Consider the following 13,141-nt stretch of genomic DNA (forward strand, 5'->3'; position numbering starts at 1 on the left):
TAGTTCCTAATTTTGGTAGGCGCTATTACTAATAAATTATTTATTGTTAAAATAACTAATTTATTTTTTATTTACATCTTACAATTAAAGTCGACTTTATTACTATTAACAAATTTCAACTGCTCATCAGGAGTAATATCAATTAATTCTGTTGCACTAACAACAGGCTTAATGTTTTTATTTTTATTAATAATTTTAATATTACCATCTTTAACTTTTAATTGCTGAGCATCAATTATTAAACCATTACTGGCAGCTATGTTATTTCCATATGTATCAAGTACTTCATTAACTTTTATCTTTATTAGCACATTTTTACCCTCTACCTTAATAATGCCACGATTTTTTAAAGAATCGGTGTTCATTTCTAAGCGACCATCCCCTATCAAGTCAGCATTATTGGTAATCTCTTTACTATCGAATACTAACTTGGAATTATTGAGTGAAAATTGGCCATAATTTAAATCTGATGGTTTATTACCATCAAAATGACCATATTGATAAGAGTCCTTTTTATTATCAAATTGGTTACTTTTTACATAAATAATGGCATTTTGGCTGCTTATATAACTATTGGTATTTTCAAACGAATCAACATTAATATTTTGTACCAGTGTTATTCATTTTAAAAGTTGCATGATCAAATTTTAATCTTTTGCTTTAATAATTGATTTATTTACAAATTTATCATTTTGATCATCAACAACAATCAATTTAGCGTCTTTCATGTTGATGAACTGGTTTTCTATATCTGTATAAAACTTGTTAGCACTCAACTGCCCCTCATTAATAACACCACTATCGCCCGTTTGTGTAATGCTTAAACCCCTAAATTTCACGTTTGCATATTCACTAATCAACAAACCTGCATCAGGACTATTTTCCTGCTGGCCAAGGTGACCCGTCACAGAGTGATAATAATCAGAATAATTGGCTACTCGATATATATCCATTTTACCGTTTTTCCCTTTACGACAAAGTGAATAATTAGATGGAACCTTTTAATTAGTATGGAAATTATATCTTACATAAGATAAACCATAGGCTTTATGTTTACGGGAAAATTTAATTTCATTATTACCAATAATAGTTTTAAGAAACTTACCATTTAGATTACCATCAGACATCGCTATTTCATTAGAAATAAGTTTTAATAACCCTTCATCATGAACTGACTTAATATTATTTTTAAATATAATCTTTCCTTCAGCTGAAACATTAATTTTCAAATCGCCATCTTTATAGTGGATCTTACCGACTTGTGGTAAGATTGATGATTCCTTGATATTGATTAATTTAACTTTATCTGTTACTAATAACTGTTGCTTAGTAACGGAAAACGAACAATCATTACACTCAATACCATTTGGATTAGCAATCATCAAATATGTATCATCACCTTTAAGTGAATTATTTTCATTAGATATGACTTCATTAATAATAAATTTTGCAGCTGAGTTCGCTAGATAATTTGGGTTATTAATAATAACCCATTTTTCACTAACATTAAACTTTAGATAATAATTAATGGAAATACCATTTTTATTCTATTTTTCAATATTAATATGTTCAATGCCATTTTTAATTTATAGAGTAATATCTTTTTATTATTGTCAATAATAATGTTTTCACTGGCATTAATATGAAAATAAAAAAGGATGTTGGCAACACTTAAAGTAATAAAGCTCAGTTTATTTTTTGTCATAAAATAGTTCCATGTAATTAATAAATTAACGCGCAAACTAAAGATTTTTCAGCTTAAAAAAACATTAGTAATTTGTCAAATAAAATAAAACAAAACAAATGTAATCATTAAGATAGTTATCATAATAAATATTCCTTAAATATTATCATTTACGATTATTGTTAAATTGGCATTATAAAATATCATTCTATTTATAATAATAATATATTTCTTATTTATTTTTTACTATAGATATTTAGTAGTCTATTTAATTAATTTTAAGCTATATATTGCCTGTCATCTGATAATATTGATATACAAGCTAACAGCTAAATAATAAAAAAGTGATAATAATACTAATAAATATTATTATCACTTCAATTAACAAAAAAATTGATTAGTTACGAATGATCACTAAATATTCGTTAAATCGGTAGTAAAACAAGCAACCTACTGGCCATGATAACTAGTTAACTCTGGTCGTGAGTGGCGACATTGGGCAAAAGCATGTTGGCACCTGGCAGCAAAGGCACAACCTGGTGGTGGATCGATTGGGCTCGGCAATTCACCGGTTAATTTGATCCGCTCACGACGTAAATCAGCATTGAGCCGAGGTGTAGCAGATAATAGTACTTGAGTATAAGGATGGCGTGGATAGCCAAAAATTTGTTTTTTCGTGCCTTTTTCAACACACCGGCCTAAATACATCACCATCACCTCATCAGCAATATGCTCAACCACCGATAAATCATGAAAAATAAAAACATATAACAAACCAAAATCCTGCTGTAGATCCATCATTAAATTCAATACCTGCGCCCGAACAGAGACATCCATTGCCGATACGGGTTCATCAGCAATCACAATATCCGGCTCAAGCATCAAGCCACGGGCAATAGCAATACGTTGCCTTTGTCCGCCAAAAAACATATGGGGATAACGGTGTAAATGCTCTGCCTTCAACCCCACTTTGGCCATCATATGCAAGACTTTTTCTCTACGCTCGATAGAAGAAAATGGAGTATTAATTAATAAGGGCTCTTCGAGGATCTGAGCGATTTTTTTTACGTGGATTCAGCAATGCATAAGGATTTTGAAATACCATTTAGATCTTTTGCCGCCGCAACTTGTGCGCCGTTTTATCTTTAACTTATAGATCCTGCCCTTGATAGTAAAGCTCACTAGTAGTCGGCGTTTCAATCATGGTTAATAGCCGCCCTAATGTCGATTTTCCACAACCGGATTCGCCGACTATCGCCAATGTCTTACCTTTTTGCAGCTCAAATGAAACGCCATCCAAGGCTTTTACTGTTCTATCCGCTGAAAATAAGCGACCTTTTACTGGATAATATTTTTTCAGCTCCGTTACCTTTAGTAAGGGTGTTATTAATTGGTTGGAGTTATTCATATTGTTGGCCTCCAGTTATCATACAGTGGAATATGACATTTTACTTGCCTATCAGCGATAACCTGCAATAACGGCTCCTTAGTTCGGCATTTGTCACCGACATAAGGGCAACGAGGATTAAGTAAACAAACAACTGGACGATCATATTTTCCCGGAATAACACCTGGCAACGAATCTAAGCGCTGTTTATTAAGCGCAAATTCGGGCAATGCCTTCAATAGTGATTGTGTGTAGGGGTGACGTGGAGTAGTAAAAATGTCTTTAGCTTTACCTGATTCTATCACCTGCGCGGCATACATGACAATAATATGATTAGCGGCTTCAGCTACTAACGCTAAATCATGGCTGATCAGTACTAAAGCCATATTTTCTTGTTGCTGCAAGCTTGATAGCAGCTCCATGATTTGTGCCCGAATAGTAACGTCGAGTGCTGTCGTTGGCTCATCAGCAATCAATAATTTAGGGCGGCAAGCCTGTGCCATCGTGATCATAACACGCTAGCTCATACCTCCTGATAACTGATGCGGGTAGATGCCAAAGCGTGATTTTGGTTCAGGAATGCCGACCATAGTTAACAAATCGATAGCGCGTTGATAACGACTACGACGATTACTGCTATGATGAATTTTTAACGTTTTCATAATTTGATAACCAACAGTAAAGCAAGGGTTAAGGTTGATCATCGGATCCTGGAAAATCATTGCCACCTCAGCACCAATTAACTGACAGCGCTCTTTTTCTGGCATTTTTAATAGATCACGCCCATTGAAAATCAATCTATCGGTGATCACATGACCTGGCTTATCAACCAGTCCCATAATAGCCAGTGAACTGACTAACTTACCTGAACCTGATTCACCGACGATACCAACCACTTTACCGGCTTTTACCTGATAACTAATCTGATCAACCGCTCGAAAAGGGGCCGCTTGATCACCAAAATGAACAGAAAGATTTTTTATCTTTAATAATGCCATTAGATCACCTCATTATTGCTTGAGTTTAGGATCGAAGGCATCGCGCAAACCATCGCCCATCAGATTAAATGCTAATACTGTTAACAAAATGGCTAAACTAGGGAATGTTACGACCCACCACGCACTTTGCGTGAACTGCAAAACATCCGATAACATAGTGCCCCATTCCGGGGTTGGAGGCTGAGGTCCCATACCTAAAAACCCTAGCGCAGTCATATCTAAAATAGCATTGGAAAAACCCAAAGAAGCCTGCACAATTAAAGTTGCAAAACAATTAGGTAGAATATTAATAAATATTTGACGTAATGCGCTGGCACCAATCACTTGAGAAGCTGTTACATATTCGCGACTGATTTCTAATAATACTGCCGCACGTGTCAGTCCCACATAATGTGGTAAAGCAACAAAAGCCAGTGCCAATGAAGCATTAACAATTGAAGGACCAAAAACCACCACTAATACTAATGCCAGTAATAAACTAGGTAAAGCCAACATAATATCGACAATCCGTATAATAGCTATATCAACCAAACCACCAATATAACCGGCAAATAAGCCAAGCGAGACACCCATAATCAGGGAAAGAATGACGACTAAACCACCGACAAGTAGCGATAAGCGTGCACCATGCATTAGCCTTGATAACAGATCTCGCCCTACGTCATCAGTCCCTAAAATAAATTACCACCTTCTTGCCAAATCGGTGGCATCAATAGAAATTGACGAAATTGTTCATTAGGTGAATGAGGAGCAAGTAGATTAGCTAATAAAGCAATAACAACCATGAAGATAATATACCCCATGCCAATAACTGCCCCTTTATTGCGGACTAAAGTAATGCCAAAATTCTTGCAACGGTGTTAATGGCGCCGGCATCTTGTCTATTTGTTGTTCAATTAGTTGAGACATATTTGCCTTCCTTATTTTTTATGCCGAATTCGTGGATAAACGATGCCATATAACAGATCAATCAGCAGATTAACCAATATAATCAAAGTTGCGATCAGTAAAACTCCACCTTGAACCACCGGATAATCACGACGTTGCAAACCATCTATTAACCAACGTCCTAAACCGGGCCAAGAAAAAATAGTTTCCGTCAAGATAGCTCCGGCTAATAACGTACCAACCTGCAAACCAATCACTGTCACAACCGGCAAAAAAGAATTACGTAACACGTGGATCAAAATTACTCGTCTTCGGCTTAAACCCTTTGCCCGCGCAGTTCGAATATAATCTTCACCCAATACTTCTAGCATTGAAGAGCGTGTCATCCGCACAATCACAGCTAAGGGTATAGTGCCTAAAACAATAGCCGGTAAAATTAAATGCTTAACCGCATCAATAAAATCGCCAGTTTCTCCCCACAGCAAAGTATCAATTAACATAAATCCGGTTAGAGGATAACCATCATCCAAAAAAACGCTGTCATTGACGCGACCTGAAACAGACGTTAGATCCCAATGTACAGAAACCAGCATAATGAGCATAATCCCCCACCAAAAAATAGGCATCGAATAGCCGGTTAATGACACCCCAATGGCGGTATGATCGAAAACAGAACCACGCTTGACAGCCGTAATCGCAAATATCATGGCATAAATACCCAACTCTAAGATTGCCATAAAACGTGGCCAAAATTCTTGCCATACAGGCAACCGACTTTTTAAAGAAACACCCAAATCGTCTCGTAACACATCATGAATATAATTTAAATATTGTTGCCACAACGGTTGATCCAACCCTAATTGTGCGATCATCTGTGCATGACGCTCAGGGCTTAAACCGCGTTCACCTGTCATAATCGTGACGGGGATCACCCGGGATAATATGGATAAATGCAAAAGTCAGTATGGTAATACCGATAAACGTAGGGATGACAATACCCAAACGCCGAAATATAAATTGCCACATTCGATGATTTCTCTGTTAAATGCTGACTAATATACTTAAGTTATTTGATTTCATTCGACCGACAAGTTAGCAAAGCCAATTATTACTCTATCAGTAAACCCGATAGAGTAATTAATTAACAATCAACTTAGTAAGATAGAATTTATTTTTTAATATTAACAACTTCAAAGTGATGTTTGCCTAGTGGATCAACCACAAAACCCGTCACTTCTTTACGAATAGGCTTATATACTGTTGAGTGAGCGATAATCAAAGCAGGCACTTGCTCATGCATAACAACCTGAGCCTGCCGATACAATTCAATACGTTTATTATGATCAAATGTCACACGCGCTGGCTGAATGAGAGCCTCAAAATCTTTATTACACCATTTGGAGTAATTGATACTTTGCGCCTTAGCTGCATAGCTAAATAAGGTAGCGAAAAAGTTATCGGAATCACCATTATCTCCCGTCCAACCGATCATCACCGTTTGAGGCTCGCCATTCTTGGCACGTTTAAGGTATTCGCCCCATTCATAGCTAACGATGTTGGCTTTAATACCCACTTTTTGCCAATCAGCTTGGATCATCTCCCCCATGCGCCGGGCATTAGGGTTATAGGGCCGCTGTACTGGCATTGCCCAAATATCGATAGTAGAACCTTCAGCAATACCTGTCTCTTTCAATAGTGCTTTTGCTTTCTGTGGATCATAAGGGTGATCTTTAATCGCCTGGTTATATCCTCACATGGTTGATGGAATAAGCGTTTTCTCTTTCTGGTCTGCACCTTGGTAAACCGCCGCAATAATGGCATCTTTATTAACCGCTATGGTCAGTGCCTGACGAACTTTTACATTATCTAATAGCTTTTTCTTAGTATTAAAGACCAGATAGCCAACATTGAGACCCGGTTTGTTCCATCAATACGATTTGCTTATTTTACCTCATACGTTCAAGATCAGCTGGATTTGGGAATGCCATAACCTGGCATTCATTTTTCTGTAACTTAGCATAGCGTACTGCTGCATCTGGTGTAATTAAGAACACTAAACGATCAATTTTAGGCTTAGTTCCCCAATAATCACGATTGGCCTTATTTATAAAGGATGCGCGAATCTTTCTGATATTGAATTAACTAAAATGGGCAGGTACCAATCAATCGGCTCAAGATCAAGCTGCTCCGGCTTACCTTTTTTCATCATCTGTTCGGCATATTCTGCCGATAAAATAGAAGCAAAATCCATTACCATATCAGCTAAAAAGGGTGCCTGAGGGCGGCTAAGAATAAAACCTACGGTATAATCATCAATTTTTTTTATCTTATCGATGATTTTATCCAGATCCATACCAATAAAATATTCATAGCTGCCACCTGAAACTTTATAATAGGGGGTAAGTTGCATCTTTTTGCCGCATAAAAGTATGAATGACATCATCAGCATTGAATTCACGGCTTGGTTTAAAATTTTTGCTGGCATGCCATTTGATCCCTTTGCGCAAATAAAAAGTATAAACTTTTCCATCATCACTCACTTGCCACCGTTCAACTAATGCTGGTTTTATCTCTGTGGTACCCAATTGAAACTCTACCAGTCGATTATAAAGTGGAATAGAACTAGCATCATAAGTTGTTCCTGACGCAAATAATTGTGGATTAAATCCTTCTGGAGAGCCTGCTGAACAATAAACCAAAGTTTTTGCTTGCAAATTAGTAGAAATAACTAGAGTAATCCAAACTGATACTAATAGATAAAATCCCAGCATTTTTCATAAAAAACTTCATATTATGCTTCTTCTGTTGTGATTTTATTATATTTTTTAAGAAATTTACTAAATAGTGCTACTGATATTGTAATTTAGTTATATTTTTATCACGGACGTTAATAATAAATCAATTATTTCCGCTCACGTCAATACTTTTATTACTGTTTTTTTAGACAAAAAAGAAATGAATATAAACCCTATAATTCAGAAAAATAAGATAAAAAATAATAAATTTGTAATTTATTAGTGGTAAATCCCAAATAAAATAACTTAAATAAATATTAAAAGCTATTTTCATCTAAACGCTTGCTTGGCTAATAATTAACCAATTATTGACTAATTATTAAAATATCTGCTAGCAAAAGATAAAATCATTCAGCAATAAAAAAGAATAAAATAGAAAAATGGATATCAGGCAGGTATCCCCAACTGGATACCTGATAAATGATTAATAACTGAGGCTAACCCGAAAACCAGAAACCATATGATCGTGTTTATGATCTGACGAATTTAATAGCGGAAAACCAATATAAGTACTGTAGCTTAATTGCTTATAACCGCCTCTTAAGCCTATCGATGTACCAATTAAGTAATCATCACGCCAAAAACGTGCTCGATCTTGCAAAACTGAACCGTAATCTAATGTTGCATAGAGTACATGACCCGGCAACGGTGTATACCAACTAAGTTCATTTTTGATCAGTAAACTATGGAAGCCGGACAAAGAATTAGTTAACATTGCGCCACGCAGGCTATTCTTGCCACCAATGCTATCAACGTCTAAAAATCCATCCAGTTGAGAACGACTTAACTGAATCGCTACCGTTCCCTCATAAAGAAAAAACTGCTGATTGATTTGCCAGAGTCGATTAATACCAGCCGAAAATTGGAAAATTTGTGGTCGTTTTAGCTCCTTTGCTGGCGATGGCATGGCGCCAAACCAACTAGCGCCTTGCTTGTACTCCATTGCCAGATTGAGTTCAGCACGCAGTAAATAGTGTTGATGCTTCAACCCAATATTCCAATAAGTTGCCCTGCGCTTATAAACACCAATTTCATAGCCACTAATGTAGCGATTATTGGTGGTAATGCTAGTGCCAAAATTAAAGTAAGTCTTACTATCATAACGTCGCTTAATCAGGTATTGACCTTGGGCAGATAATGATTTAGAACAGCTGCTTTTGTATAAATTACCAACCGGTGTTTTAATACCATCCGCGGAATAGAGATCTTGGTAATTATCTGATAAATCAAACCGCTAGTTACGAAAAGGTAATTAGTAAAAGAATGCCGCAACTTTAATCCCACGACTATGGTCAGTATCTGAATCACGACTGATATAAAAATAGAAGAAGTCATTTAATAAGGTAGGATTATCAAACAGTAACACATTATCAATCATTAAATTGGCATGATCTTTTAAGCCACTATTATCAATAGAAAGTCGGCCACGAATAGCACGCTTTTTTGTCGATTAATGGTTAAGACACTGCTATTGGCTAAGTTAGGATCATCATCAAAAGTGATTTTGGGTTGGGTTAAAGGCGAATTCTGTAGATTTTCTAAGCCTTGCTCAATGTCCCAAACATTAAGAATGGTTGATTATGGAAAAGCAGTACGCAGAGAATAGTGAATTTTACCGGTATCTGCGTAACGAATATCAGAAATAAGGCCTGGGATCAGTTCAATATGTAAAATACCATACATGAAACTTTGGTCGTCAAATAGCCAGCATCGATGAATATTTGATTTACTCTGGCAAGAAAAATATTCAATCCCTTATCACCTAAACATTGACCAATAATATTATCTGATAGTACAGATAATTTTTTCTATAATGATGTAGTAAATAATTCCTCACCATTAAAAAAACAAATTTGATATTTAAGCAATGAGATTCAATTGGATAAATTTGATTTTTATTAACTTGTTGAGGAATAGAAACCGGTTGCTGCTGAGCTATCTCTTGCTTTGCGTCTTCTACCACACCAGCTTGCACATAATCGTGATCATAAATAGCCAATAATAAGAAAAATTAATTCTCACACTTATTGAATAAATTCAGAAAAAATACATTAAGACTTTATTTTAAAGTATTCAGGCTAATAACAGATTAAATTGTAGGATAAGTAGGTATGATTAATGAGGTGGAGATGAAAAGCTCTGCTAAAAATAGGATTAGCAAATTTGGTCGGCGAGAGAAGATTCGAACCTCCGACCCACTGGTCCCAAACCAGCTGCGCTACTCGCCGAAAACGGTGTGCGTCTTACTGCGACATGATAAAGTCGTCAATAATTTTTTAATTAATATTTACTATCTCGATGATAAAAACAGTAACAATTTATTTTTTAATAAAAAATAAATAGAAAACAATTGTTGATTATAACTTTCATCAATGCATGTAGTTAAATAATATTAATAACAGATTAAATATAATATAAACTTTATAAAAAATAAGTAAACTTTAAAAAATTTTTTAAAAAAATTAAAATAAATTAACAAAAAATTAATAGATAGCGAATCATTTACTTTATAAGGATATAACATCTATTTATCAAAAAATAATAATCATAAATTAAATTTATTAACGATAGTAGTGACAATATCATTTTATGGTAATATATTTGCATCTGAATTATCTTTGATAAATAATAATTCTGTATCATTAAAAAAAGTCACTGAGATTATCAGTTATAATAAAGAAATTAATTTAAAATCTACTAATAAATCATTAACAATTAATATCTTATCAGCGGTTTCTAAAGGATAATTTAAAATTTTTAACAATATATATGAAAAATTTAATATTAGTGAACATGGCATTAAAATTAATAATGCCACTAACAATCCCGCTAAATTATTACTGAAGTGATTTCAGCAGAAAAATCCAATATCAATGGTAATATTACTATTTTAAATAATAATAAACCTCATTCAATTATTGCTAATCCTAATGTTATTCATTGTAGTAATCGCTGTAGTATAACTAATATTAATACTATCAGCTTAATCACTTCCGCATTTGAAGAAAACAGGCATTCTAACCAATTAATTGAGAATATAAGAGAGAAACATATTCATTTTAAAAATATCAAACAAAAAAATTTTACCAATGCTGATAAAATAAAATTATTGGCAAGATCAGTTAAACTAGAATCTAGAAAATTAAATATCAATAATATTACCATTACAGTTGATGATAAAAATGTTATCAATAATAGTGATATTACTATGACCAAGCTTAACGGGATCAAAGCTTTTCATCTTACTGATAATAACTTGCAAAATAGCATACCATCCAGAAATGCAAGATTAACTATCGATCATAATTCAGCAATAAATAGCAAATATAGTAGTTTTAAAATAGAAAATGGTATCTTTAATAATGCAGGTACACTTGCCAGTAACCAAGATAGTCATTATAAAATAATCAATGGAGAATTTTATAATAACGGTACCATAAATAATATTGAAATGTTAGTTATTACCGGTATAAATGCAAATATTGACAATCAATCTAAAATAAAAGCTAAAAATAACTATTTTCTTATCAAAAATGGAAAATTTAATAATAGGGGTAAGATAAAAAATACCGAGTTAATAGAAATATTTGCTGATAATAGCAACATTAACAATCAATCTGAAATAAAAAGTAAAAATGGTATTGATGAAATAAAGAATGGACAATTTTATAATAGCGACATAATCGATCATAGCGAAAAAATGACCATAAATGGAAACAACGATTATATTAACAATCAGTTTATTTTAACTTCAGCAAAATATGATTTAACCGAGTTAAAATTTAGTAATTTTCTTAATTTTAGCTTTGTATTACCTTACAAACGAAACTCTAATAATAATGTTGAACTCGATTTCTCTGACAATGTTATGTGATAAATCTATTCGCTCTGCTAATTAATATAACACTATCATTAGTAATGATAAAAATTCATTTATAAACTTTAAGAATATTTTTTAAAACAGTAACATTATTAATAACATGACTATTTTATTTTACCAAAAAAATAAAATACCTACTATTTATTGATATAAATAACCTAAGAATAAAAATATTCTAATTGAGATAATTAAAAATTAATGCTATTTGTAATTTTTATTATAAAACAGAAAAAATATCACATTTTTTTATTAAATAGGACATCATATTGTAATTTATAATTTTATTTTATAAGGAAATAAGATAAATCAATCAGTAAGCTATAAATATAAACTATCCCTATTATCACTCTTCATTAGAATGGGAATTTCTAATTATGTATTAGGCGCGCCAGGAGCTGTGCAACAGCAAACAAATATTGTCAGCTTGGATAAAAAGATTAATATCAATACGGTTGAAAAGCGTCCAGCCATTGAGATTGCAGCAACTAATAACAGTGGAATATCTCATAATAAATATGAAAAATTTGATGTTGGTAGACAGGGGATTGATATTAATAATACCACGAAAAATCCAGCTAAAATTATTCTCAATGAAATTATCTCAAATGATACAACCCACATCAATGGTAATATCAATATACTTGGTGACAGTAAACCGCATTTTATCATTGCCAATCCCAGTGGTATCGATTATAACGATTGTAACGTTACTAACGTGGGTAGGCTTACTTAACCACAGCGAAAATAAGTAATATGCTTGATAATGGCAAAATGACAGATAAATTTACTTATGATACAAAACGCGGGCAAATTCGTTTCAAAAATGTTAAATCAGAGAAATTTACTGACGCTGCAATCAGCCGTGTTTTTGCCAGATCAATCAATTTGCAATCCAGTCAATTAAATGTCAATGATATTTCGTTGATTGCTGGTAAAAATAGATTAGAAGATGTCGATAATCCAAAATATATTCATATTACTCGATATAACCAAGAATATATTCAAGAAAAATTAAGCTAACTATTGACGCTAATTCAACAATTAATGACAATGACAGTTATCTTCATACTAGTTCTGGTAAATTAGATAATTAGGGTATTATTAATAGTAATGGAATTATGAATATTTCTAGTGTAAATCGCAATATTTTTAACCAAAAGGAATTGATTGCAAATAACCAAAATCACACATTTATTAACACTAATTCTGAAAATTTTGGCGTAATTAAAAGTAAAGGGTCTTTAGCCATCAATGGCCAAGATTCCGTAATTTTTAATAAAGACAAGATAGTCACTAACAATCAAGATTACGACTTATTATATTCACGCCTCATAAACAATAAAACTATTCAAGGTGATGACTCTGTTAAAATAACCGCACTAGATAAAGCTATTGAAAATAATGAGGAGGGAACGATAACTGCATATGATATCAGCAATGTTGATAACGCAAATCACGATACTGCGGTTAAATTAGATATCCTTTAATTAATAAAGCTAGCTTTATTGA

Annotated in this window: 9 protein-coding genes, 1 tRNA gene and 6 pseudogenes; 4 read left to right on the forward strand and 12 right to left on the reverse strand. The window is 33.4% G+C overall.

Annotation, left to right across the window (positions count from 1 at the left end):
• Positions 1–71: 71 nt before the first annotated feature.
• The 12 genes and pseudogenes from ARADI_RS07750 to ARADI_RS07810 form a co-directional block, all read right to left on the reverse strand.
• Positions 72–389, reverse strand: coding sequence for a hypothetical protein (locus tag ARADI_RS07750; RefSeq protein ID WP_119711694.1), 318 nt, complete (start codon positions 387–389; stop codon positions 72–74).
• 258 nt (positions 390–647) lie between these two features.
• Positions 648–953, reverse strand: a complete 306-nt coding sequence (locus tag ARADI_RS07755) for a hypothetical protein (RefSeq protein ID WP_119711695.1) — start codon at positions 951–953, stop codon at positions 648–650.
• Positions 954–1,001: 48 nt separating this feature from the next.
• On the reverse strand, positions 1,002–1,382 hold the full coding sequence (locus tag ARADI_RS07760; RefSeq protein WP_439647093.1) for a hypothetical protein: 381 nt from the start codon (positions 1,380–1,382) through the stop codon (positions 1,002–1,004).
• A 752-nt stretch (positions 1,383–2,134) separates the two neighbouring features.
• Positions 2,135–3,092: pseudogene (locus tag ARADI_RS07765) on the reverse strand (peptide ABC transporter ATP-binding protein).
• Positions 3,089–4,069 (reverse strand): annotated as a pseudogene (gene dppD, locus ARADI_RS07770) (dipeptide ABC transporter ATP-binding protein). The pseudogenes ARADI_RS07765 and dppD overlap by 4 nt, the downstream one beginning before the upstream one ends.
• Before the next feature lie 12 nt (positions 4,070–4,081).
• A pseudogene (gene dppC / locus ARADI_RS07775) lies at positions 4,082–4,978 on the reverse strand (dipeptide ABC transporter permease DppC).
• 11 nt (positions 4,979–4,989) lie between these two features.
• Positions 4,990–5,983 (reverse strand): annotated as a pseudogene (gene dppB / locus ARADI_RS07780) (dipeptide ABC transporter permease DppB).
• Between the two features lie 142 nt (positions 5,984–6,125).
• A pseudogene (locus ARADI_RS07785) lies at positions 6,126–7,671 on the reverse strand (ABC transporter substrate-binding protein); the annotation flags it as partial.
• Between the two features lie 505 nt (positions 7,672–8,176).
• Positions 8,177–9,184 (reverse strand): annotated as a pseudogene (locus ARADI_RS07790) (ShlB/FhaC/HecB family hemolysin secretion/activation protein).
• Positions 9,185–9,407: 223 nt separating this feature from the next.
• Positions 9,408–9,503 carry a hypothetical protein gene (locus tag ARADI_RS20900; protein WP_369406985.1) on the reverse strand — a complete coding sequence of 32 codons (96 nt, stop codon included), beginning with the start codon at positions 9,501–9,503 and terminating at the stop codon, positions 9,408–9,410.
• An 11-nt stretch (positions 9,504–9,514) separates the two neighbouring features.
• The gene (locus tag ARADI_RS07805) at positions 9,515–9,751 is read right to left on the reverse strand and encodes a hypothetical protein (RefSeq protein ID WP_119711700.1); all 237 of its coding nucleotides are present in this window, start codon (positions 9,749–9,751) and stop codon (positions 9,515–9,517) included.
• A gap of 165 nt (positions 9,752–9,916) precedes the next feature.
• A tRNA-Pro gene (locus ARADI_RS07810) sits at positions 9,917–9,980 on the reverse strand.
• A 617-nt stretch (positions 9,981–10,597) separates the two neighbouring features.
• Here ARADI_RS07810 and ARADI_RS07815 point away from each other — a divergent pair.
• The 4 genes from ARADI_RS07815 to ARADI_RS07830 all read left to right on the forward strand — a co-directional run bounded on the left by ARADI_RS07815 (position 10,598) and on the right by ARADI_RS07830 (position 13,119).
• Entirely contained in the window at positions 10,598–11,626 is a 1,029-nt protein-coding gene (locus tag ARADI_RS07815; protein WP_119711701.1) for a hypothetical protein, read from the forward strand.
• Between the two features lie 403 nt (positions 11,627–12,029).
• Positions 12,030–12,365, forward strand: a complete 336-nt coding sequence (locus tag ARADI_RS07820; protein WP_182853154.1) for a filamentous hemagglutinin N-terminal domain-containing protein — start codon at positions 12,030–12,032, stop codon at positions 12,363–12,365.
• 20 nt (positions 12,366–12,385) lie between these two features.
• Positions 12,386–12,652: a hypothetical protein gene (locus tag ARADI_RS07825; RefSeq protein WP_119711703.1), complete on the forward strand. Its 267-nt coding sequence runs from the start codon at positions 12,386–12,388 to the stop codon at positions 12,650–12,652.
• 98 nt (positions 12,653–12,750) lie between these two features.
• Complete coding sequence (locus tag ARADI_RS07830; protein ID WP_119711704.1) at positions 12,751–13,119, forward strand: hypothetical protein; 369 nt, start codon at positions 12,751–12,753, stop codon at positions 13,117–13,119.
• The last annotated feature ends 22 nt before the right edge of the window (positions 13,120–13,141 follow it).

It is taken from the genome of Arsenophonus endosymbiont of Aleurodicus floccissimus (genome assembly GCF_900343025.1).
GTDB lineage: Bacteria > Pseudomonadota > Gammaproteobacteria > Enterobacterales > Enterobacteriaceae > Arsenophonus.